Source organism: Pseudomonas putida (genome assembly GCA_041879295.1).
Taxonomy (GTDB): Bacteria; Pseudomonadota; Gammaproteobacteria; order Pseudomonadales; family Pseudomonadaceae; genus Aquipseudomonas; species Aquipseudomonas putida_Y.
Window position 1 is genome coordinate 1,532,069 of record CP047152.1, and the last position, 23,024, is coordinate 1,555,092.

Sequence of the window (23,024 nt, forward strand, 5' to 3'; positions counted from 1 at the left end):
TCAGTGGTGGCGTGGCTTGAGCAGCGCTGGTTTTTCGTCAGGGGCGTGCAGCAGCAGGAATAGAGCGCTCAGTGCTTCGGGGATCTGCACGATCATGTCATCCTGCAGGTTGGCGTTGCTGGCGATGTCGGCGAACTCTGGTTGCTCGTCGAACAATCCCGAACCCACCATGATCGGCAGCAGCATCTCGCTGACTTCTTCTTCGGCGTTTTCGAACCACGCCTCTTCCCGCAGGAACACGCCTTCCATGAAGCCGATGCACCAGCCGCGCAGGTCTGAATCGTCCGGCTCATCGGTCAGGTCGAGGTCGCATGGCAGGTCGAATTCTTCGTCGCTGGCCAACTGGCGGGCAATGTGCGCCTTGAGCGCTACCAGGGTGGCCTCGATCTCGGTGCGCTGGGCTTCGCTGGCGTAGTGCGGCTCTTCGGCGAACAGGGCGTCGATCCACTCGCGCTCGGGCACGTCCTCGGCGTTGATCGAAAGTGCGGTGAGGTAGCCGTGTGCGGCGACATAGTCCAGCGCTTCTTCGTGCAGCTCGTCGGCGTCGAGGAAGGCTTGCAGGCGGGTCAGTTGCTCGGCGAAGGACATTACAGGGCTACCTTGGGGAATAAACGATAACGAATTCTAGCACCTTGCAGCGGCAGCGGGGCAAAGGGAACGTCTATCGCCATGGTGCCTGTGCATCGCTGCGCTGCGGTATACTCCGCGATTTTTCATCCAGGGGCAGGTTTTGCCGGCTGCCTGGCAAAAACCGCTTACGCATTTGGCGTGTGCGGGGCGGGTTTTTCGTCCAGCCTTTATCCAGGATGGTACGGCGATTTGGAGTTGCACATGCTCGAACAGGCTCAGCGCGTTCTCAAGGACATCTTCGGCTACGACAGTTTCCGTGGGCGCCAGGCAGCGATCATCGAATGCGTGGCCAATGGCGGCGATGCCTTGGTGCTGATGCCCACCGGTGGCGGCAAATCGCTGTGTTTCCAGGTGCCGGGGCTGCTGCGCCCGGGCCTGACGGTGGTGGTATCGCCACTGATCGCGCTGATGGACGACCAGGTCGCCACCCTTGACGAGCTGGGTGTGTCTGCGGCCGCCCTGAACTCTACCCTGACGGCGGAGCAGCAGCGTGAACTGGCCGGGCGCCTGCGCCGTGGTGAAGTCAAGATGCTGTATCTGGCACCGGAACGCTTGGTGCAGCCGCGCATGCTCGACTTCCTGCGCGATCTGGACATCTCGCTGTTCGCCATTGACGAGGCCCACTGCGTATCGCAATGGGGTCACGATTTCCGCCCAGAGTACCTGCAGCTGGGCCAGCTGGCCGAACTGTTCCCGCATGTTCCGCGCATTGCGCTTACCGCTACCGCCGACATGCGGACCCGCGAGGAGATTGTCCAGCGCCTGCACCTGCAAGGCGCCGAGCGCTTCCTGTCGAGTTTCGACCGGCCCAACATCTTCTACCGCATCGTGCCCAAGGAGGCACCGCGCAAGCAACTGATGGCCTTTCTCGGCGAGCGCCGTGGCAACGCTGGCATCGTCTACTGCCTGTCGCGCAAGAAGGTCGACGAAACCGCCGCCTTCCTCTGTAGTCAGGGTTTCCCAGCGCTGCCTTACCACGCCGGCCTGGCCGCCGAGACGCGGGCGGCCAACCAGCATCGCTTCCTGAACGAGGAAGGGCTGATCATGGTTGCTACCATTGCTTTCGGCATGGGTATCGACAAGCCCAACGTGCGCTTCGTTGCCCACCTCGACCTGCCCAAATCGCTTGAGGCCTACTACCAGGAAACCGGCCGTGCCGGCCGTGACGGCCTGCCCTCCGATGCCTGGATGGCCTACGGGCTGCAGGACATGGTGATGCTCAAGCAGATGCTGCAGAACTCCGAAGGCGACGAGCGCCACAAACGTATAGAGCAGCACAAGCTGGATGCCATGCTGGCGCTGTGCGAAGAAACCCGCTGCCGCCGCCAGTCGCTGCTGGCCTACTTCGACGAGACCCTTGAACAACCGTGCGGGCATTGCGACAACTGTGTCGACAACATCCAGACCTGGGACGCTACCGAGCCGGCCCGCCAGGCGCTGTCGGCGGTGTTCCGCACCGGCCAGCGTTATGGTGTTGGCCACCTGGTCGATGTGCTGTTAGGCAAGGACACCGAGAAGGTGCGCAATTTCGGCCACGAGAAGTTGTCGGTATTTGGTGTTGGCAAAGGTCTGGCCGAGGTCGAGTGGCGCTCGCTGTTCCGGCAGCTGGTGGCGCGCGGGCTGGTCGATATCGACCTCGAAGGCTACGGCGGCCTGCGCCTGTCCGACAGCTGCCGGCCGCTGCTGCGCGGCGAGGTGACCTTGCAACTGCGCCGTGATCTCAAACCCCAGACCACAGCCAAAACCTCGTCGTCCGGTGGCGGCAGCCCGGCCAGCCAGCTGGTGCGTGCCGAAGAGCGCGATCTGTGGGAAGCGCTGCGTACCCTGCGTCGCAAGCTGGCCGAAGAACACAGTGTGCCACCCTACGTCATCTTCCCCGACTCGACACTGCTGGAGATGCTGCGCAGCCAGCCGGTCAGCCTCAGCGACATGGCCCAGGTCAGCGGTGTGGGGGCGCGCAAGCTGGAGCGCTACGGCCAGGCGTTCCTCGAAGTGCTGAACAACAGTGGTGGCACCGACGAGGCACCGAAAGTGGTGCTCGACCTGCGCCACGAACTGGTCAGCCTGGCCCGTGCCGGCATGACCCCGGCGCAGATCGCCGGGCAGCTCAACTGCAGCGAGAAGAACGTGTATAGCCTGCTGGCCGAGGCGCTGGGGCGCCAGGAGCTGAGTCTTGATCAGGCCATCGACCTGCCGGAAGACCTGATGCTGGAGGTGCAGGACGCCTTTCTTGATGGTGAGGGTGAACTGCCACCGGTGTCGGCCATTGCCCCCCAGTTCGGGGCGCGGGTACCGGAGGGCGTACTCTATTGCGTGCGGGCAGCACTGGCGGCGGAATTCGAATTGTAAACACCGGCAGGATCGAAGGCGCAAGCGCCATCTGCTGACCTTTGTCATGCTTTTTGACGATTATCGAGCGCGTAGACCAGGCCGAGCCTTGCCTCATGGGGCAGGGCATGGTTAGCTGCCTAATAATTAGATCTACTCAATGAGTTCCTTATGCCCCTGAACGACAACCAACACCGCTTTGGCATGCAACTGGCCCAGATGTCCCGAGGTTGGCGTGCCGAGCTGGACCGCCGCCTGGCCGGGCTCAACCTGTCCCAGGCGCGCTGGCTGGTGTTGCTGCACCTGGCCCGCTTCGAAGAAGCCCCGACCCAGCGTGAGCTGGCCCAGAGCGTAGGCGTCGAAGGCCCGACCCTGGCGCGTCTGCTTGACAGCCTGGAAGCGCAAGGACTGGTGCGGCGGCAGGCGGTACTGGAGGATCGGCGGGCGAAGAAGATTGTGCTGTGCCCGCCGGCCAAGCCGTTGATCGATCAGATCGAGACCATTGCCAACCAGCTGCGGGTAGAGCTGTTTACCGGCGTGGACGAGGCCGACTTGCAGACCTGTATGCGCGTGCATGCCAAGATCCTGGCCAACCTCGAAAAGTCCTGAGCTCACCCATCCATTCAGGTGCAGTGCAAACCCAAGCCTCAGAAGGTGTGCCCAAGGTTCAGGTACACCGCTTGTTCATGTGCAGTGTTGGCGCCATAGCTGAAATTCAGCGGCCCTAAAGGCGTCTCCAGCCCCAGGAAGATGCTCGCCGCATTGATGTACCCACTGTCGAACTCGTTGTCGTTGTTCCATGCCCGCCCACGCTCCAGCGAACCGCCAATGTATAACGGGAAGTCCAGCGGCACATAGGCCCGCGGCGTCAGCCGGCGGTAATAGACCATGCGCAACAGGCTTACGTTCTGCCCCGATACCGAGTCCTGGCGGAAGCCTGACAGCTGTCGCGCCCCGCCTATCACAAAGCTCGACGTCACCACTTCGGTATCGTCCAGCGTGCGCCCGTAGCCCCCACCCAGCACGAACGTGTTCGGCCCGATGCTGATGGCCTTGTCCAGGTTAAACAGCCACTGCCGGTAATCCTGGTCGGAGTCCAGCGACTTGTCGTATTTGCGCAAGGTCAGGCCGATGTCCTCGCCATGGTGCGGGAAATACACGTTATCGAGGGTGTCGAACGAGTACTTCAGTTCGTAGAAACCTTCGTTGAAACTGACTTTGGGCAAGTCCTGGTCGCCGATGCGCACTTCGGCTTCGCCCCAGGCTTTGCCCGCGCCCAGGCGCACTTCACCGCTGTTGCCGATCTGCCGGCCTACATTCAGGCCAAAGCCGTAGCGCTCCAGGCGATACTCGGCAACGGGGTCGTTGTCCAGGGTCGCTTCGATGTTCTGCGAGCCCAGGTCCAGGTACGGCGCGATGAAGTAGCGTGAGCCCACATCCAGGGGTTGGTAGAACTCACTGTACAGCTCTTGCTTATCGCCGATCTGGCCGCGGGTAAGCCATTCGGCGCCAAGGCTGTTGATGCCGTTGACCCGGTAGCTGGCGCCCAGGTTGAAAGCGCTGTCGCCACGCAGGTCATCGGACAGGTTCAGGCCCAGGCGCAGGTAGTCGGTGCCGCCGCGTCGTCCGCGGGCGTTGATCACCAGGGTGTTGTCGTTGCCCTTGTGCACCACGCGGTACTGCACCCTGTCGAAGTAGTCCAGGCCATACAGCGTACCCATGTCGGTCTGCAGGCGGTCCAGTTCCAGCGGTGCGTCGATCGGCTGGCGGATGTACGAGCGGATCACATCATCACTGACCTTGGAGTCGTTTTCGATCCGGATTGCGGTAATTACCGGCGTGCGCTGGCGCGGCGAGCGGGCCACGGCCAGGCTGGCGTCGCCCTCGAGCTGGCGCAGGGCGGCCAGGCGTGTGTCAAGCAGGCGAGTGGCGCGGTAACCGGCGTCGATCATGTCGCGGGCACGGCCGAAATCTGTCACGCCGAAGGCAGTCAGCGATGGCTGGATGAGAATGTCGTCGCGGTGCAGGCTGGCCAGTTGTTCTTCGGAGTTGCGGCGGGTCATCAAAGTGATCGACTGATTCAGCACGTCGACCACCGTCAGTAATTGTTTGCGATCGCGCAGCGGGGTGCCGATGTCGACCACGATGGCCAGGTCCACGCCCATTTCGCGGGCCACATCCACCGGAATGTTGTCGACCATACCGCCGTCCACCAGCAGGCGGCCGTCCAGTTCGACCGGGGCGAACACGGCGGGGATCGACATGCTGGCGCGGATTACCTGGGGCAGGTGACCACGGCGGAATACGACTTTTTCGCCACTGGCGATGTCGGTGGCCACGGCGCGGAAGGGAATGGGCAGCTTGTCGAAGTCGCGGGTGTCGGCGGTATGCGCCAGTTTGCTTTCCAGCAGCAGTGACAGGTTCTGGCCCTGGATCACACCCAGCGGCAGGCCCAGGCTGCCGTCGTCGCGAAAGCTGAGCTTCTGCTTGACCAGAAAGTCGCGGTCATCCTGCTTGCGCCGGAACGGCACATCCTCGCGCGGCGGTGCATCGGAGAGCGCCTGTTGCCAGTCAAGGGTGGTAGCGAGTTTTTCCAGCTCTTCGACACTGTAGCCCGAGGCGTACAGGCCGCCGACCACCGCGCCCATGCTGGTGCCGGCGATGGCGTCGATGCGCACACCCTGTTCCTCCAGCGCCTTGAGTACGCCGATGTGGGCCAGGCCACGGGCTGCACCGCCAGATAACACCAGGCCGACCTTGGGCCTGGCGGGTTCCGCAGCGATTGCCGTAAGCGAGGTAAGGGCGAGCAGAAAACAGAACAGCAAACGGCGCATCGTGAGTCTCAAACCGTGGGCGAAAGACCGCTAGTATAAGCGGCCCCTCACCTGGAGATGTTTCACCATGGCTGACAACAAGCCGGAAATCGTAATCACCTATTGCACCCAGTGCCAGTGGCTGTTGCGCGCTGCCTGGCTGGCTCAGGAACTGCTCAGCACCTTTGCCGACGACCTTGGCCGGGTAGCGCTGGAGCCGGGTACGGGGGGTATCTTCCGCATCACCTGCAATGGTGTGCAGATCTGGGAGCGCAAGGCCGACGGTGGTTTCCCCGAAGCGAAGGTACTGAAGCAGCGGGTGCGCGACCTGGTCGACCCGCAGCGTGGCCTTGGTCACAACGACCGCTGATCAGGCGCCCTCGGTGAGTGGTCGCTGCCTGGGCGGTTGCTCGGCCGCCAGACGGCTGGACAGCACGATGGCGAAGATGATCAGCGCGCCGCCCAGCAGCATGCGCACGGTGGGGGTTTCGGCGAAAACTGCCCAGGCCACGGCAATGCCGTAGACCGGCTCCATGCCGAACACGACGGCGGCGGTGCGCGCCTTGATCACCGCCAGGCTGGCAACGAACAGGCTGTGCGCCACTCCCGTGCAGAAGATGCCGAGCAGGGCGATCCACAGCCAGTCCAGGGTCGCAACGCTGGCCAGGCCGGGGGCGGCGAACGGCAGCAGGCACAGGCCTACCACCAGGTTCTGCCACAGGGCTGCCTGTACCGCAGGCAACCGGCCGGAGCCAGCCCGGTTGGTCAGTGACAGCAGCGAGAACAGCAGGCCCGAGAGCAGCGCCCAAAGCAGGCCGCCGGTGGCTTCGCTGGCCAGGTCGAATGCCGGCGTGACCAGTATCAGGCCGATGCTGACCAGCACGACCAATACGGCTTCGTTACGGCGGATACGCTCGCGGAACAGCAGGCTTTCGAGGATCACCGTAAAGGCCGGGAAGCTGGCGAAGCCGAGGGTGGCGATGGCTACGCCGCCCACTTTGACGGCGATGAAGAAGCTGACCCAATGGCCGGCCAGCAGCACGCCGCCGAGCAGCAGGCGGCGCGCGTCCTGGCTGCTCAGGCGTTGCCAGCCCGGGCCTGCCAGGCTGACGAACAGGGCCAGGGCGAGTACGGCGAAGGCAGCCCGACCGAAGACGATGATCGCCGGGCTGGCGCTGGCGGCCAGTTTGCCGAAAACGCCGGTAAGGCCGAAGAACAGCGCGCCAATGTGCAGGGCGCCGAGGGCGGTGCGGTGGTTCATGGTAGTCCTTGATGAAGATCTCTACAGGCAGTGCCGGCCCTTTCGCGGGTAAACCCGCTCCTACAGGTTGTGCCGGGCCTTTCGCGGGTAGACCCGCTCAGGTTGTGCACAACCTTCAGGGCCGCGCAAATCCTGTAGGAGCGGGTTTACCCGCGAAAGGGCCGGTAAAGGCAAAGTGTAAAGCCTCAGGCAAACACATTCTGTCGCAAGACTGTTGTCAGTTATCGCCAGACTCTCGCCGCAAAGCCAAAGGTGTACACCCGAACGCCCGCAGCATCGCCGCTGAAAAGGCACTTTGCGAGCTATACCCGACCTGCGCCGCTATCTCGCCCATCGGCAGCACGGTCTGCACGATTAGCCGCCGCGCCTTGAGCAAACGCCGCTGGCGAATGTAGTCCATCGGAGTCATCCCGCACTCAGTGGTAAAGCGCGCATGCAGCCGGGCACTGGACAGCCCGGCGATGCGCGCCAGGTCGGCAACCTGCAGCGGGTAGGCAGCATGCTGTTCGATATGCACATCGAAGGACGCATAGGGCAGGCGCTGGCTGGCGTGCACGCTGGCTGCCGCCGTGACGTTGAGGCTGGCCAGCAGCAGTGCCGCGCCTTGCCTGGCGATCAATGGGTCGTGTACAGGGCTGCTCGCCAGCCAGTCCACCAGTTGCTGCTGGCGTTCATCCAGGCCCAGGGCGATGGGGCGGTCGAGCAGGCGGCGGCTGGCATCGGCATGCTCACCCAAGTGCTCGTGCAGCCAAGGCTCCCCAGGCACATCAAGCACCAGGCAATCACTGCCGGCATCGCTGGCGCACGTGTGATGAGCACCCGCCGGGACCACCACCAGCCCCTGCCGATCGATCCCGGCACCATGCCCCTGGACCTCGAACTCCAGGCGGCCGCGCAGGCCGAACACCAATTGCGGGTGTTCGTGGCTGTGGGCGATCAGGCTGTCTCGGTAATGGCGCAGCGAGAGGATCGGGCCGGCGGTCATGGGGGCTTCCTCGCAGGGCGGGTGCCCATTGTGCCTCAATCCCTGCACGCCATCACTCGTCACTGTTTTGCCATGGCGCTGTCATGTACGCCTGCCAGTCTCCAGCAAACTGCGCCGGAGCCTGCCCATGACCCATGCCGAACTGTCCCGCCCCTCGCGCAAGCAACGCGTGCGTACCCTGTGGATCTCCGACGTGCACCTGGGTACCCGCGACTGCCAGGCCGAACACCTGTCGCAATTCCTCAAGGGCTACCAGGCTGACCGCGTCTACCTGGTGGGCGATATCATCGATGGCTGGAAACTGCGCGGCGGGATCTACTGGCCGCAAGCTCACACCAACGTGATCCGCCGGCTACTGACCATGAGCAAGCGCGGCACCGAGGTGATCTACGTCACCGGCAATCATGATGAATTCCTGCGCCGCTACTCAAAGCTGATTCTGGGCAACATTCAGCTGGTAGACGAGGCCGAGCACCTGACAGCCGATGGCCGCCGTCTGCTGGTGGTCCATGGCGATCAGTTCGATGTGATTACCCGTTACCACCGCTGGCTGGCGTTTCTGGGTGACCGCGCCTACGAATTCACCTTGGTGCTCAACCGCTGGCTCAACCACTGGCGTGCGCGGTATGGCTATGGTTACTGGTCGCTGTCTGCGTACCTCAAGCACAAGGTGAAAGGGGCGGTGAACTTCATCAGTGACTTCGAGAATGCCATTGCCCACGAGTGCACCCGTCGTGGTTTTCATGGGGTAGTGTGCGGGCATATTCATCATGCCGAGATCCGCAAGGTGGGTGAAGTGGACTACCTCAATTGCGGGGACTGGGTGGAGTCGTGCACGGCCCTGATCGAGCATTGGGATGGCAGCGTCGAACTGTATCGGCTGGCGGAAGCGCAGGCCGTGGCGGCGTTGCGCGAGCCGGCTTAGGGGCCTCAGATGCTTACAGCCTGAGCTTGCCCAGCAGGATATCCCGGAACATCACGAAATCCCCGGCCAGGCTGTACAGCGGATAGGTAAAGGTCGCTGGCCGATTCTTCTCGAAAAAGAAGTGCCCGACCCAGGCAAAGCCATAGCCGAACACCGGCACGGCCAGCAGCAGCAACCATTTACCACTGCCAATGGTGTAGGCCAGCAGCGCTATCACCAGGCTGGTGCCGACGAAGTGCAGGCGGCGGCAGGTGGGGTTGCTGTGCTCCCCCAGATAGTACGGATAGAACTCGGCAAAACTGCGAAACTGCGCTGTGCTGTTCATGGCAGTGCTCCGGAATTAATACTTCTGGACAAGATACACGGCGTGGAGCCTGATTCGAGTCTAGAGTGACTGACGGGGCCTACCAGTGACAATAGGCGCCAAATGAGTATCCTTGGGGTTCACCGCTGGAGCGGTTGGTAAAAGAAGCCTGTCATGAGCGAAAGAACAACGTCAGCCAGTTGGGCATCAGGGATCGTGAAGGCACTTGAACTGGAAGGGCTGGATTGCAGAGCCATGTTCAAGCAGTTGGGGCTGGACTTTGCCGCCCTCGATGACCCTGATGCACGTTTCCCTCAAGATTCCATGACCCGCCTCTGGCAACTGGCGGTGGAGCTGTCGGGCAATGAGGCCATCGGCCTGAACATGGCACGGGTGGTCCGCCCGGCGTCGTTTCATGTGGTGGGCTATGCGTTGATGTCCAGCCGCACCCTGGCCGAGGGCTTCGAGCGTCTGGTGCGTTACCAGCGCATCATCGCCGAAAGCTCCGATCTCAGTTTCGTCCTCGGCGCCGAGGGCTATTCGCTGATTCTGACCGTGCACGGCGACCACCTGCCGCCGACCCGGCACAGCGCCGAAGCGTCGCTGGCCTGTGCGCTGGCGCTGTGCAAATGGCTCAGTGGCCGGCCGGTCCAGCCGCGGCGGGTACTGGTGCAGGGGCCGCAGCCGAAGAATGTCGAGCCTTACAAGGTGGCGTTCCATTCACCGCTGGTGTTCGGCGCCCCACATGATGCGCTGGTGTTCGAGCGGGCCGACATGGAAGCGCCGCTGCCGACCGCCAACGAGGCCATGGCGGTGCTGCACGACCGGTTTGCCGGGGAGTACCTGGCACGCTTCTCCGAAAGCCGGGTCAGCCACCGCGTGCGCCAGGTGTTGTGCCGCATCCTGCCGCAGGGTGAGCCCAAGCGCGAAACCCTGGCCCAGGCCCTGCACCTGTCGCAGCGCACCTTGCAACGGCGGCTGCAGGAGGAAGGCACCAGCTTCCAGACCTTGCTTGACGACACCCGCCGTGAACTGGCCGAACAATACCTGGCCCAGCCGGGCATGACCTTGCTGGAAACCGCCTATCTGCTGGGCTTTGCCGACCCCAGCAACTTCTATCGTGCGTTCCGCCGCTGGTTCGATGCCACGCCCAGCGAGTACCGCGCCCGTCTGGGCGCGGAGGGCGAAGTGCTCAGTGACGCCAGAACGCCGGCATGCACAACACCAGCACCGTGATGATTTCCAGGCGACCCAGCAGCATGCCGGTCGCCAGAATCCATTTGGCTGCGTCAGGCAGCGTGGCGTAGTTGCCCGACGGGCCGATCACTTCACCCAGGCCCGGGCCTACACCCGAAACCGTGCCAGCCGCACCGGTCAGCGCGGTCATCCAGTCCACGCCCAGCAGCGACAGCAGCAGCGCCATGACACAGATGGTGATGGCGAAGAAGAACGAGAACGTCAGGATCGAACGCACGATGTCTTCGTCGAGGCGATGGCCGTTGTATTTCTGCTTGATCACCGCGCGCGGGTGAATCAGCTGGTTGAGGCTGGCCTTGAGCAGGATGTAGGCCACCTGGAAGCGGAAAATCTTGATACCGCCTGCGGTCGAGCCGGAACAGCCGCCAACGAAGCCCAGGTAGAAGAACAGCATCAGCGAGAAGTTGCCCCACAGGCTGTAGTCACCCAGAGAGAAGCCGGTGGTGGTGACCACCGAGGTCACGTTCAGCGCTACGTGGCGCAAGGCATCGAGCCAGTGCAGGTCGGTGCTGTACCAATACCAGGTCCCCAACACCAGCCAGGTGGCGACCAGCATGCCCAGCAAGCCTTGCACCTGCTGGTCGCGGATCAGCGCCTTGCGGTTGCCGCGCAGGGTGGCTACGTAAAGGGTGAACGGCAGGCTGCCCATGATCATCACCACCACTGCAACCCAGTGCACGGCCGGGATATCCCATTTCGCCAATGACTGGTCGGAGGTGGAGAAACCGCCGGTAGAGATTGCCGACATGGCGTGGTTTATTGCATCGAACGGGCTCATGCCCGCCCACCAGAAGGCCAGCGCGCCCAGTATCGAGAAGCCGACGTAAACCCCGACGATCGACTTGGCGACCATGTGCGAGCGCGGCATGACCTTTTCCGAGCGGTCGGACGATTCGGTCTGGAACAGGCGCATGCCGCCGATGCGCAGCAGCGGAAGGATCGCCACCGCCATGGCGATGAAGCCGATACCGCCGAGCCAGTGCAGCATCGAGCGCCACATGAGGATGCCCGGCGACATGTTGTCGAGCCCGCTGAGCACGGTGGCGCCGGTCGCGGTGATGCCTGACATGCTTTCGAAGAAGGCGTCGGTGTAGCTGATGTGCTGGGTCAGCAGGAACGGTAGCGCGGCGAACACGCACACCACCAGCCAGCTGCTGACGGTCAGCAGGTACATGTCGCGCGGGCGCAGGTGCACATGCTCGGGGCGCCCCTGCACCACCAGGGCCAGGCCGGCGATGAAGGTGATCAGGCTCGACCAGAGAAACGACGGCATGTCGCCGGTGCGCTCGAAGATCACCAGGGTCGCCATGGGCACGGCCATGCTCACGGCCAGCGTAATCAGGAAGATGCCGATGATGAAACCAATGATCCTTAAGGTCGGCAACGCCATGTGATCTGCTCAGACTCGAAACGGAAGGGCGCCATTCTACCTATGGGTCTGGTGATGTAAACGCTAGAATGGCCGCACATTCAACTGCCAGGAGGGTAGCCGATGGAGGCTCTCGACGCATTGCTCAACCGTGTTTCCGTGCCACGCCTGACCGACCCAGCGCCCAATGCCGCCCAGCGCGAGGCGCTGTTCCAGGCTGCCCTGCGCGCCCCGGACCACGGCCAGCTGCGGCCGTGGCGTTTTCTTACCATCGAAGGCCAGGGTCGCGAGAAGCTGGGCGAGTTGTTCGCCGAAGCCTTGCAGCACAAGGGCGATGCCAGCCAGGCAGCCTTGGACAAGGCCCGTGCCATGCCGCTGCGGGCGCCATTGTTGATCGTGGTGGTGGCCAGGTTGCAGGACCACTTCAAGGTGCCCAAGTCCGAGCAACGCCTGGCGGCGGGCTGTGCGGCGCACGGTATTCTGATTGCTGCGCACGCGCAGGGGATCGGCGCGGTGTGGCGTACCGGTGACATGGCTTTCGACGCCCATGTGCACAAGGGGTTGGGGTTGGCCGAGAACGAGGAGCTGATTGGCTACCTGTATGTCGGCACGCCGCTGACCGAGCCGCGTACGGCGCCGGTGCTGGCAACTGCCGATTTCGTCAGTGGCTGGGGTGAGTAGGGCTGCCTTGGGCTGATTCATGTATCAAGGCTTCTGGCCTCTTCGCAGGTATACCCGCTCCTGCAACAGCATCCACATCCCCTGTAGGAGCGGGTTTACCCGCGAAGAGGCCAGGCGCCGTTACACCCATCAACTGCCTGCCGCTTCAGCCAAGGGCAACTCCAGCCTGGCCACAAACCCACCCTGTGGATGATTCTCCAGCACCAGGCTACCGCCGTGGCGCTCCGCTGCCTTGCGCGCAATCGCCAGCCCCAGGCCATGCCCCGGCGCTGCCTGCCCCGGCGCGCGGAAGAACGGCTCGCCCAGTTGCGTCAGGTGCTCCGCTGCCGCCCCAGGCCCATGGTCACGTACGCTGATCACGATGCGGTCCTGCTCGCGTGCGGCGCTGACCTCGATCGGCTGGCCGACCGGGTTGAAGCGCAGGGCATTGCGCAGCAGGTTGTCCACGGCCCGCTCTATCAGCGTTGGCCAACCCTGCAAGCTCAACCCCGGCTGCGCCTCCAGGCGCACGTCCTGCTCCGGCGCGCTCAGCAGGGCGTCCTTGCGCACGCTGCCGAGCAAGGCATTGATGTCGACCGGTTCGGCATGAGCCTGTTCGGCATCAACTCGGGCCAGGGCGAGGATTTCGCTGATCAGGTCTTCGAGGCGGTCGCACTCGCGGGTCAGGCGTGGCCACAGCGCTTGTCGCTGCTCAGGCTCGGCGCGTTCGGCCAGGGCCAGGGCGATACGCAGCCTGGCCAGCGGCGAGCGCAGTTCGTGGGACACATCGCGTAGCAGTTGGCGCTGGCTGCCAATGGTGCTTTGCAGGCGTGCGCCCATCTTGTTGAAGTCCTTGGCCAGCACGCCAAACTCGTCGCGCCGCGCTGCCAGCCGTGCCAGGCTGTTCTGCTGATAGGTGGTCTGGCCCAGGTCGTGTACGGCGCTGCGCAGGCGGCTTAACGGACGGGTTATGGACAGCGTCACCAGCAGGCTGAACAGGGTCAGCACGACCAAGGCAATGCCCAGTGCGCTGAGAGGCCACAGCAGGCTTTCACGGTGCCAGGCATCCAGCGCCGGGTGGGGAATGCGATAGATCAGCAAGTAGGTTTCGCCGGTGTCGGGGCTGGTGTATTCCTCGGTCAGCCGGCGCCATGGCAAGCGCCGCTGGTCATTGTGCTGGCGCGCTTCGAAGGCTGCCGCACGGCGTGGGAAGGTACCCGGCACCACGGCCTCACCGCTATCGTCGAGCACCTGCACGTCGATCTTGTAGCGGTCCTTGCGTCGTTCCAGAAAGTGCTGGGCCGCCTCCAGGCCTTCCTGCTCATAGTGCTTGGTCCACTTGCTGGCCAGGGTATTCAGGCCCGGGTGGCGGCTGAGGATCCAGGCGTCCTGGTTGAGCATGTGCCCCAGCAGGATCGACAGGCCTGCGACCAGGGTGATGGCCAGCCAGAAACTGGCCAGGATGCGCCAGAACAGAGAACGCAAGTGCACCTCCTAAACGGGAAAAGCCCGGCCCGCAGTGATGCGGACCGGGCAGGGGGCGAACAGCTTACTGGGCCTTGGCGCCTTTTTCAGCTTTCCAGGCCTGGAACTCCTGCCACTCGGCTTTCTTGGCGGCGCGTTCCTTTTGCAGTTCATCGAACTTCTTCTGCTGGTCAGGCTTGAGCAGGTTGCGCACCGCGCTGTCGGTCTTGTCGCGGCTGGCTTTCAGCTCGTCCTTCATGGCCTTCTGGTCGGCGGCCGGCAGCTTGGACAGGTAGCGCTCGGTGATGTCGCGGCGTTGCTGCATCTGCTCGCCCATCAGCTTGCCAATCTGCTGGCGCTGCTCGCGGCTCAGGTCCAGTTGGTGGAAAGGCGCATCACCGCGATGATGCGGGCCGTCGTGGCGCGGGCCGCCGTCAGGCATGGCCATGGCCACGGTCGGCAGAGCGGCAGCGAACATCAGGGCGATAAGGGTCTTGCGCATGGTGTCTCTCCTTTCATAGGCCGGTGATTACCGGATGAGCACAGTCTAGGGAGATCACCGTCAAGCGCAGTCAGGGGAGGGTAAAGGCAACGTAAAGATGATTGGCCCGAGCAGGTAGGGCCTTGTGCCGCGAATGGAGCGCGCAGCGGCACCGGTGTTTTACAGGCAGTAGTAATAGCCACGGCTACGCAATGCCACGATGCGTGGCCGGCCATCGGCGTGTGGGCCGATCTTCTTGCGCAGGTTGCTGACATGCATGTCCAGGCTGCGGTCGTACAGGGTCAGTTTGCGGCCCAGGCCGATCTGCGCCAGCTCCTGTTTGTCCAGCGGCTCGCCGGGCTGACGCAGCAGCGCCTCAAGAACACGGCTTTCGGACAGGGTCAGGGTCATTTCGCGGCCATCGATGCTGACCACGCCGCGCGCAGGGCTGTAGACGAGGTCACCCAGCTCCATCTGGCTGGTCGTGGCGGTGGGGTGGCTGCGGCGCAGCACAGCGCGCAGGCGGGCAGTGAGCTCACGCGGGTCGCAGGGTTTGGCCAGGTAATCGTCGGCGCCCAGTTCCAGGCCGAGAATGCGGTCCAGCGGCTCGCCGCGGGCTGACAGCATCAGCACTGGCAGCTCGGCATGCTCGCTGCGCAGCTGCTTGAGAAGCTCCAGGCCACTGCCGTCGGGCAACATCACATCCAGTACCACGGCAGCAGGGGCATGCTCAGCCAGGGCCTGGCGTGCGCTCTGGCCATCATGGCAGGCACGCACGGAAAACCCTTCCTGGGTCAGCCAGCTGCCGAGCAGCTCGCACAGTTCCTGGTCATCATCAATCAGTAACAGCTCGCTCATGACTCACTCAATTCAACCAATGACGGCGGTGATTCGGCCCGCCAGTGGCAAAGATACCGCAGACTGATGACCTGAGTATAACTGCTGGTACCGCGCGGCCCTCTTCGGGTGTTTACCCGCGAAGAGGGCCGTGCCGTCTCAGGTCAGGGCAGTACTTGCTTGAACGGCTTGACCACAACCTTGTCGTATACGCCGGCAGCGATGTACGGGTCGGCATCGGCCCAGGTCTGCGCCGCCGCCAGCGACTCGAACTCGGCAACGATCAGGCTACCGCTGAAACCCGCTTCGCCCGGGTCGTTGCTGTCGATTGCCGGGTGCGGGCCGGCCAGCACCACGCGGCCTTCGGCCTTGAGCTGCTGCAGGCGGTCGATGTGCGCCGGGCGGGCAGCCAGGCGCTTTTCCAGGGAGTTTGCGACGTCGCTGGCGATAATGGCGTAGAGCATGTCAATCCTTGGGTTTGGAGGTAGAAGGGTCATCGTGCAGGTGGCGCGACAGGTACACGCCTTGCGCCACCAGGAAGATCACGGTCATGCCCAGGCTGCCGAACACCTTGAAGTCCACCCAGAAGTCCTGGAAGGTGAAGGCGACGAACAGGTTGGCCGCGCCGCAGAACAGGAAGAAAGCGATCCAGGCCAGGTTCAGGCGCGCCCAGATGGCGTCAGGCAGGGTCAGGGCGTGGCCCATGATGCGCTTGATCAACACCCGGTCGCCGATGAAGTGGCTGCCGGCAAAACCCAGGGCGAACAGCCAGTTCACGACGGGGGCCTTCCACTTGAGGAAGGTTTCGCTGTGGAAGGTCAGGGTCAGGCCACCGAACACCAGGCAGGCGATCAACGTCAGCCACTGGCCTTTTTCCAGCTTGCGCTGGCGCAGGAACAGAGCACCGTACACGACCAGCGAGCTGACGATCAGCATGGCTGTGGCGCTGTAGATGCCGCCAAAATCGAAGTGATGGCCGGCGACTTCCATGGGGCGCGGGTCGAGCTTGTAGACGATGAAGAACAGCAGCAGCGGGATGAAATCGATGAATTGTTTCACAATGGCAGCCAGAATCGGGATGTGACGGCATAATAACAAACATCGATTCCGGCGAAAGCGCTCCTCTATGAATGTTGATCTGCACTGTCACAGCACGGCCTCCGACGGCGCCCTGTCGCCTTCGGTACTGGTTGCCCGGGCTCATGAGCACGGGGTGCAAGCGCTGGCACTGACCGACCATGACACCCTCGAAGGCCTGGCCGAAGCGCGCCAGGCCTGCGCTGACCTGGGGATGCGCTGGGTCAGCGGGGTGGAGCTGTCTTGCACGTGGGGCGGCGCGACCATCCATGTGCTGGGCTATGACTTCCCGCTCGACGCACCGCCGTTGCTGGCGGCGATTCAAGCGTTGCACAACGGCCGCTGGCTGCGCGCCGAAGAAATCGACAAACGGCTGGCGGCCAAGGGCATGCCCGGCACGCTTGAAGGCGCGCGCGCCGTGCAACACGAACTGGGTGACAGCGGCAACGCCCCGGCGCGACCGCATTTTGCCGAGTATCTGGTGCGTGCCGGGCACGTCAAGGACCGTGGCGAAGCGTTTCGCAAGTGGCTGGGCGCCGGCAAGCTGGGCGACGTCAAGCAGCACTGGCCGACGCTCGACGAAACCGTTGCCACGCTGAGGCAGTCCAACGCTTGGGTGAGCCTGGCGCATCCCATGCACTACGACCTGACACGCAGCAAGCGCAGGCGGCTGATTGCCGACTATATTCAGGCAGGAGGGCAGGCGCTTGAAGTGGTCAACGGGATGATGCCTGCCGAGCAAGTGGGCACCATGTCCATCCTTGCCCGTGAGTTCGGCCTGCTGGCAAGCGCTGGCAGTGACTTCCACGGCCCCGGCACCTGGGGCGAGATCGGTGCCTATCGGCCTTTGCCCGAGGATCTGCCACCTTTGTGGCGTCGATTCAGCCATGAACAGCCTTTGGCGCTATGAACAGGAAGACTACGTGAGCCAATTTTTCCAGATTCATCCGGAGAACCCACAAGCGCGCCTGATAAAACAGGCCGTCGAGATCATCCGCAAGGGTGGCGTGGTGGTGTATCCGACGGATTCGGCCTATGCGCTGGGTTGCCAGATCGGCGACAAGTCGGCAATCGAGCGGGTACGGCGCCTGCGCGGGCTGGACAAGTCGCACAACTTCACCCTGATGTGCTGCGACATGTCGCAACTGGGGTTGTATGCCAAGGTCGACACCGGCACCTTCCGCTTGCTGAAGGCGCATGTGCCGGGGCCTTACACTTTCATCCTCAACGGTACGCGTGAAGTGCCGCGCCTGCTGTTGCACGATAAGCGTCGCACCATCGGGCTGCGTGTGCCGGACCACGCCATCACCCTTGCATTGCTGGCCGAGTTGGGCGAGCCACTGATGAGCGTAAGCCTGATCCTGCCGGGCGACAGCGAGCCGATGACCGACCCTTACGAGATTCGTGAACGGCTGGAGCACCATGTCGACCTGGTGATCGATGGCGGGTTCGGCGACCTCAAGGCGTCGACCATCATCGACCTCTCCGGTGAGGAACCGGAACTGATCCGCGAAGGTTGTGGCGACCCCACGCCATTCCTGGTCAACGCGTGAGCCAGCTGGAAGCGCTTGAGGCGTCGGCCGAACGGGCCGAGGAGCCTCGGCAACTGCAGCTGGCGCTGGTCTATGGCGAAGCCCTGACCGAGCTGCCGCTGGACCTGTACATTCCGCCGGACGCCCTTGAAGTCATCCTCGAAGCTTTCGAAGGCCCGCTGGACTTGCTGCTGTACCTGATCCGCAAACAGAACATCGACATCCTCGACATCCCTGTTGCCGAAATCACCCGGCAGTACATGGGCTATGTAGAACTGATGAAAAGCGTGCGCCTTGAGCTGGCCGCTGAATACCTGGTGATGGCTGCCATGCTGGCCGAGATCAAGTCGCGCATGCTGCTGCCGCGCTCCGCCGACGTCGAGGAGGAGGAGGGTGACCCACGCGCCGAGCTGATCCGCCGCCTGCAGGAGTACGAGCGTTTCAAGGCCGCCGCCGAGGGCATCGACGAATTGCCACGGGTCGGACGCGAGGTGGTGGTACCGCGCCTGGAAGCGCCGCAGGCCAAGGTACGCAAGCTGTTGCCTCAGGTCAGCCTGGAAGAGCTGCTGGTGTCCATGGCCGAGGTGATGCGCCGCAACGACCTGTTCGAAAGCCATCAGATCACCCGTGAGACCTTGTCCACCCGCGAGCGCATGAGCCAGGTGCTGGAGCGCCTCAAGGGCGGTGCCTTTGTGCCGTTCATCGCGCTGTTTGCTGCCGAGGAGGGCAAGCTCGGTGTGGTGGTTACCTTCATGGCCATACTCGAACTGGTGAAGGAATCGCTGATCGAACTTGTGCAGAATGAACCTTTCGCCGCCATCCACGTGCGGCTTCGCCCGGCGCCAGTTGAAGAACCCGATGAACCTGAATGAACCCCGCGACCTGGCGTCGCTGATCGAAGCCTTCTTGCTCGCTTCGGGCAAGCCGCAATCCCTGGAGCGCCTGTACGAGCTGTTCGAGGAGGCCGAGCGCCCTGAGCCCAAGGTGTTCAAGCGGGCCCTGGAGGTGCTGGGCAAGTCGTGCGATGGCCGTGCCTTCGAGCTCAAGGAGGTGGCCAGCGGCTATCGCCTGCAGATTCGCGAGGATTATGCCCCTTGGGTCGGGCGCCTGTGGGAAGAGCGCCCGCAGCGCTATTCGCGAGCGCTGCTTGAGACACTAGCCCTGATTGCCTACCGCCAGCCGATCACCCGTGGTGAAATCGAGGATGTGCGGGGCGTTGCGGTGAACAGCAATATCATCAAGACCATGATGGAGCGCGAGTGGATTCGCGTGGTCGGCTACCGCGAAGTGCCCGGGCGGCCGGCGATGTTCGCCACCACCAAGGCGTTTCTCGATCATTTCAACCTCAAGAGCCTTGAGGACCTGCCGGCCTTGGCCGAGCTGCGCGAAATGGAACCAGAGCCGCAACTCGACCCGGATGATGCGCCGGTGCCTGCGCACCTTCAGGCGTTGGCGGATGCCAGCCTTGGGGAGGAGGAGGTTGGTGAGCCGAGAGAGGAGACCAGCTTCCGTAGTCTGTTGGTGGAGCTGGATGCCATGGAAGATGGTTTGAAAACCGATTTTGATGATTTACGGGGAGAAGAGCCTGAGCCTCCGGTGGAGGAGGAGATCAAGGCGCAGCCCTGATTGATCTGTTGCCTGTGCTGGCCTCTTCGCGGGCACGCCCGTTCCCACAGGGGTATCACAGGTCCCGAAGGTTGCGCGTACCTGTAGGGGCGGGCGTGCCCGCGAAGTGGCCAGCACAAAGCCCATTGGGCAGAAAATCATGCCCAGCCCCACAAAACCCTCTACCCTCCAGTGCGTTCCCCTGATGAACCGCGTATGATGCGCGGCCTTTTGGCGCGTTCGTCGCCAGAACCCTGTTTTCATTCCTACACCGGGAGGTGCCCAGATGAGTGAGCAAGACCTGAAAGAAACCGAAATCACCCCGCCATCCGGCGAAAAGCTGCAGAAAGTGCTGGCGCGCATTGGCGTGGGCTCGCGGCGTGATGTCGAGGCCTGGATCAGCCAGGGTCGCATCAAGGTCAACGGCGTCGAGGCTACCCTTGGCCAGCGCGTCGACCTGCACGACGCCATCGCCGTGGACGGCAAGCTGATCAAGCGCGAGGAGGCCGCCGAGGCCACCCGTCGGGTGATCATGTACAACAAACCCGACGGCGAAATCTGCACCCGTGACGACCCGGAAGGGCGCCCGACCGTGTTCGACCGTTTGCCACGGCCAAAAGAAGGCCGCTGGATCAACATCGGCCGCCTCGACATCAACACCACTGGCTTGCTGTTGTTCACCACTGACGGTGAGTTGGCCAACCGCCTGATGCACCCGTCCTACGAGATGGACCGTGAGTACGCGGTACGTGTGCGTGGTGAGGTCGATGACGAGATGATCGAGCGCCTGAAAGCCGGCGTAATGCTGGAAGACGGCCCGGCCAAGTTCACCGATATCCAGAAGGCACCGGGTGGCGAAGGCTTCAACCACTGGTACCACTGCGTGGTGATGGAAGGTCGTAACCGTGAGGTGCGCCGCCTGTGGGAATCCCAGGGCATGGTGGTCAGCCGCCTGAAGCGTGTGCGTTTCGGCCCGGTGTTCCTCAATTCCGACCTGCCGATGGGCCGCTGGCGCGAAATGACCCAGGGCGAAATCGACATCCTCGCCGCCGAAGTAGGCCTGCAGCCGGTTGCGCTGCCAGCCATGAAGCTCAAGGCCAAGGACAAGATGGAGCGCCTGCAGCGCAAGTCGACCCGCCCGCTGGGCCGTGGTGAGCGCGTGCGCAACCTGCGCCCGGCCCACGAAGGTGCCGCGACTGGCGAACGTCCGGCGCGTCAGCCGCGTGAAGAAGCGCCGCGTAAAACCAACCGTGGCAGCACGGTGGCTGAGCGCCCAAGCGAGATGCGCAAGCATGCGGGCAAGCCTGAGGGTGACAAGCCGGCAGGCCGTGGTCGCGGCAAGCCGCGTGGCTGATAAGCCAGCGTGGTGATCAAGGAACCAGCCTTCGGGCTGGTTTTTTTATGCCTGCGGGAATGTGGCCAAACGGCCCAAGATATTGAACAAAAAGAATTTTCGGACGACTGGCAAGTTCTTGATCCGCCCTGTAAAGAAATCTGTACGAGCCTGGCCGTTTTCAGTCCATGTTTCAGATCAAGCCCGTTCGTGTAAACAAACCTTGCCGGCGCCTCTGTGCCAAAGCCGCCGTCATGGCGCCAGCCACCCTTGCCCAAACCCCCGTCCCCACGGTGTTATAGCCGCCATTGCCTTGTGCACGAGCCCGCCCACAGAGCCGGGCTGACAAAACAACAAATGGAGGCGCCATGTACGCCGATCACTCCGCCTTTGAAGGCCTGTACCACAGGAACGCTGCGTTTTTCCCCGAGGAGACGATGCAACGCGTTGACGCCTGCGCGTTTGCAGGGGTATACAGTGCGCCGCGTTTTACCTGTGACTCTCTTGCGTACCGCGCACTCTTGATCACGCCTGGTTGACCCGCTCCGGCGGCACCTGAGGTCAAGAAACCCAAGGTAACCACCTTGCCCATTCCGCTGCGCCACGAGCGCGGTGGGTCCGATTCCGTCACAGATAAAAACAATGCAGGTGACTTCGTTCATGAGTGGACAAAACATGCATTCAGGCGAGCTAAAGCGGGGCCTGAAGAACCGCCATATCCAGTTGATCGCCCTCGGCGGTGCGATTGGTACCGGCCTGTTCCTCGGCTCGGCAGGCGTGATGAAATCCGCCGGCCCGTCGATGATCCTTGGCTACGCCATCTGCGGCTTCATCGCCTTCATGATCATGCGCCAGCTGGGTGAAATGATCGTCGAAGAGCCGGTGGCCGGCTCGTTCAGCCATTTCGCCCACACCTACTGGGGTGGTTTCGCCGGCTTCCTGTCGGGCTGGAACTGCTGGGTGCTGTATATCCTGGTGGGTATGTCGGAGCTTTCGGCGGTCGGCAAGTATGTCCACTACTGGTGGCCGGAGATCCCCACCTGGGTCACGGCGGCAGCCTTCTTCGTGCTGATCAACGCCATCAACCTGATGAACGTGAAGTTCTTCGGTGAAGCCGAATTCTGGTTCGCCATCATCAAGGTGGTCGCCATCGTCAGCATGATCGGCCTGGGTGCCTACCTGCTGACCAGTGGCAGCGGCGGCCCTGAAGCCACCGTGGCCAACCTGTGGTCACACGGCGGCTTCTTCCCCAATGGTGTCAGCGGGCTGGTAATGGCCTTGGCTTTCATCATGTTTTCCTTTGGTGGCCTGGAAATGCTCGGCTTCACCGCCGCCGAGGCCGACAAGCCAAAGACCGTGATCCCCAAAGCGATCAACCAGGTCATCTACCGCATCCTGATCTTCTATGTCGGTGCCCTGGTGGTACTGCTGTCGCTGACCCCGTGGGACACCCTGGTCGCCAGCATCGACGCCTCGGGTGGCAGCTATGGCAGCAGCCCGTTCGTGCAAGTGTTCTCGCTGCTGGGCAGTGACGTGGCTGCCAACCTGCTGAACTTCGTGGTGCTGACTGCTGCGCTGTCGGTGTACAACAGCGGCACCTACTGCAACGCCCGCATGCTGCTGGGTATGGCCGAGCAGGGCGATGCCCCGGCGGCGCTGGCCAAGGTCGACAAGCGTGGTGTACCAGTGCGTTCGATCCTGGTGTCGGCAGCCGTGACCCTCGTTGCCGTGCTGCTGAACTACCTGATGCCGCAAAACGCGCTGGAACTGCTGATGTCGCTGGTCGTGGCCACCCTGGTCATCAACTGGGCGATGATCAGCTACTCGCACCTGAAGTTCCGTCAGCACCTTGACCGTACCGGCCAGAAGCCCCTGTTCAAGGCGCTGTGGTACCCGTACGGCAACTATGTGGTGCTGGCCTTCGTGGTGCTGATTCTCGGCATCATGCTGATGATCCCGGGCATCCAGGTGTCGGTGTATGCGATCCCGGTGTGGCTGCTTGCGATGTTCGTGGTGTACATGGTCAAGTCGCGTCGCCGGGTTGATGCGGGCGGTGCTGTTGAGACTGTGGCCAAGTAAGGCGCCATAGGCGGTATGTGAAAACCCGGAGTCAGGTGACTGGCTTCGGGTTTTTTGTTATCTGTGTGGGCCCTTTCGCGGGTG

At 63.1% G+C, this 23,024-nt stretch carries 23 protein-coding genes; 12 read left to right on the top strand and 11 right to left on the bottom strand.

The window, feature by feature from the left end:
- The gene (locus GST84_07115; GenBank protein ID XGB12145.1) at positions 1-588 is read right to left on the bottom strand and encodes a UPF0149 family protein; all 588 of its coding nucleotides are present in this window, start codon (positions 586-588) and stop codon (positions 1-3) included.
- Positions 589-831: 243 nt separating this feature from the next.
- Here GST84_07115 and recQ point away from each other — a divergent pair, with 243 nt between their 5' ends.
- Positions 832-2,979 (top strand): DNA helicase RecQ, encoded by a 2,148-nt coding sequence (gene recQ / locus GST84_07120; GenBank protein ID XGB12146.1) that lies wholly within the window; start codon positions 832-834, stop codon positions 2,977-2,979.
- 150 nt (positions 2,980-3,129) lie between these two features.
- Positions 3,130-3,567 carry a MarR family transcriptional regulator gene (locus GST84_07125; protein XGB12147.1) on the top strand — a complete coding sequence of 146 codons (438 nt, stop codon included), beginning with the start codon at positions 3,130-3,132 and terminating at the stop codon, positions 3,565-3,567.
- Positions 3,568-3,605: 38 nt separating this feature from the next.
- On the opposite strand, the gene GST84_07130 is transcribed toward GST84_07125, so the two are convergent.
- Complete coding sequence (locus tag GST84_07130) at positions 3,606-5,792, bottom strand: BamA/TamA family outer membrane protein (protein ID XGB12148.1); 2,187 nt, start codon at positions 5,790-5,792, stop codon at positions 3,606-3,608.
- A gap of 67 nt (positions 5,793-5,859) precedes the next feature.
- On the opposite strand from GST84_07130, the gene GST84_07135 reads away from it, so the two are divergent.
- Complete coding sequence (locus GST84_07135; GenBank protein ID XGB12149.1) at positions 5,860-6,141, top strand: SelT/SelW/SelH family protein; 282 nt, start codon at positions 5,860-5,862, stop codon at positions 6,139-6,141.
- On the opposite strand, the gene GST84_07140 is transcribed toward GST84_07135, so the two are convergent.
- Both GST84_07140 and GST84_07145 read right to left on the bottom strand, forming a co-directional pair.
- Positions 6,142-7,032 carry an EamA family transporter gene (locus GST84_07140; GenBank protein XGB12150.1) on the bottom strand — a complete coding sequence of 297 codons (891 nt, stop codon included), beginning with the start codon at positions 7,030-7,032 and terminating at the stop codon, positions 6,142-6,144. It abuts the gene before it with no gap.
- A gap of 217 nt (positions 7,033-7,249) precedes the next feature.
- Positions 7,250-8,017, bottom strand: coding sequence for a helix-turn-helix domain-containing protein (locus tag GST84_07145; GenBank protein XGB12151.1), 768 nt, complete (start codon positions 8,015-8,017; stop codon positions 7,250-7,252).
- A 127-nt stretch (positions 8,018-8,144) separates the two neighbouring features.
- Here GST84_07145 and GST84_07150 point away from each other — a divergent pair, with 127 nt between their 5' ends.
- Positions 8,145-8,942: a UDP-2,3-diacylglucosamine diphosphatase gene (locus GST84_07150; protein ID XGB12152.1), complete on the top strand. Its 798-nt coding sequence runs from the start codon at positions 8,145-8,147 to the stop codon at positions 8,940-8,942.
- 13 nt (positions 8,943-8,955) lie between these two features.
- On the opposite strand, the gene GST84_07155 is transcribed toward GST84_07150, so the two are convergent.
- Positions 8,956-9,267, bottom strand: coding sequence for a DUF962 domain-containing protein (locus GST84_07155; GenBank protein ID XGB12153.1), 312 nt, complete (start codon positions 9,265-9,267; stop codon positions 8,956-8,958).
- A 153-nt stretch (positions 9,268-9,420) separates the two neighbouring features.
- Here GST84_07155 and GST84_07160 point away from each other — a divergent pair, with 153 nt between their 5' ends.
- Positions 9,421-10,482: a helix-turn-helix domain-containing protein gene (locus tag GST84_07160; protein ID XGB12154.1), complete on the top strand. Its 1,062-nt coding sequence runs from the start codon at positions 9,421-9,423 to the stop codon at positions 10,480-10,482.
- Here the strand turns inward: GST84_07160 and GST84_07165 are convergent.
- On the bottom strand, positions 10,439-11,893 hold the full coding sequence (locus tag GST84_07165; GenBank protein XGB12155.1) for a potassium transporter TrkH: 1,455 nt from the start codon (positions 11,891-11,893) through the stop codon (positions 10,439-10,441). The genes GST84_07160 and GST84_07165 overlap by 44 nt on opposite strands.
- A 102-nt stretch (positions 11,894-11,995) precedes the next feature.
- On the opposite strand from GST84_07165, the gene GST84_07170 reads away from it, so the two are divergent.
- Positions 11,996-12,553, top strand: a complete 558-nt coding sequence (locus GST84_07170; protein XGB12156.1) for a nitroreductase — start codon at positions 11,996-11,998, stop codon at positions 12,551-12,553.
- A gap of 129 nt (positions 12,554-12,682) precedes the next feature.
- Here GST84_07170 and GST84_07175 read toward each other — a convergent pair whose 3' ends face one another.
- The 5 genes from GST84_07175 to GST84_07195 form a co-directional block, all read right to left on the bottom strand.
- Positions 12,683-14,023 carry a HAMP domain-containing protein gene (locus GST84_07175; GenBank protein ID XGB12157.1) on the bottom strand — a complete coding sequence of 447 codons (1,341 nt, stop codon included), beginning with the start codon at positions 14,021-14,023 and terminating at the stop codon, positions 12,683-12,685.
- 58 nt (positions 14,024-14,081) lie between these two features.
- Positions 14,082-14,498 carry an LTXXQ domain protein gene (locus tag GST84_07180; GenBank protein ID XGB12158.1) on the bottom strand — a complete coding sequence of 139 codons (417 nt, stop codon included), beginning with the start codon at positions 14,496-14,498 and terminating at the stop codon, positions 14,082-14,084.
- 159 nt (positions 14,499-14,657) lie between these two features.
- Positions 14,658-15,335: a response regulator gene (locus GST84_07185; protein XGB12159.1), complete on the bottom strand. Its 678-nt coding sequence runs from the start codon at positions 15,333-15,335 to the stop codon at positions 14,658-14,660.
- Positions 15,336-15,478: 143 nt separating this feature from the next.
- A complete protein-coding gene (locus GST84_07190) occupies positions 15,479-15,778 on the bottom strand; it encodes a YciI family protein (GenBank protein ID XGB12160.1) in 300 nt (99 codons plus the stop codon).
- A 1-nt stretch (position 15,779) separates the two neighbouring features.
- A complete protein-coding gene (locus tag GST84_07195; GenBank protein XGB12161.1) occupies positions 15,780-16,373 on the bottom strand; it encodes a septation protein A in 594 nt (197 codons plus the stop codon).
- A 67-nt stretch (positions 16,374-16,440) separates the two neighbouring features.
- Between GST84_07195 and GST84_07200 the strand changes: the two genes are divergently transcribed.
- The 6 genes from GST84_07200 (at position 16,441) to GST84_07225 (ending at position 22,940) form a co-directional block, all read left to right on the top strand.
- Positions 16,441-17,301: a PHP domain-containing protein gene (locus tag GST84_07200; protein XGB12162.1), complete on the top strand. Its 861-nt coding sequence runs from the start codon at positions 16,441-16,443 to the stop codon at positions 17,299-17,301.
- A gap of 13 nt (positions 17,302-17,314) precedes the next feature.
- Positions 17,315-17,944, top strand: coding sequence for a threonylcarbamoyl-AMP synthase (locus GST84_07205; protein XGB12163.1), 630 nt, complete (start codon positions 17,315-17,317; stop codon positions 17,942-17,944).
- Positions 17,941-18,795: a segregation/condensation protein A gene (locus tag GST84_07210; protein XGB12164.1), complete on the top strand. Its 855-nt coding sequence runs from the start codon at positions 17,941-17,943 to the stop codon at positions 18,793-18,795. The genes GST84_07205 and GST84_07210 overlap by 4 nt, the downstream gene beginning before the upstream one ends.
- Positions 18,782-19,549 (top strand): SMC-Scp complex subunit ScpB, encoded by a 768-nt coding sequence (gene scpB, locus GST84_07215; protein ID XGB12165.1) that lies wholly within the window; start codon positions 18,782-18,784, stop codon positions 19,547-19,549. Before GST84_07210 ends, scpB begins: the two co-directional genes overlap by 14 nt.
- Positions 19,550-19,814: 265 nt before the next feature.
- A complete protein-coding gene (locus GST84_07220; GenBank protein ID XGB12166.1) occupies positions 19,815-20,882 on the top strand; it encodes a pseudouridine synthase in 1,068 nt (355 codons plus the stop codon).
- A gap of 654 nt (positions 20,883-21,536) precedes the next feature.
- Positions 21,537-22,940, top strand: a complete 1,404-nt coding sequence (locus GST84_07225; protein ID XGB15720.1) for an amino acid permease — start codon at positions 21,537-21,539, stop codon at positions 22,938-22,940.
- Positions 22,941-23,024 lie beyond the last annotated feature (84 nt).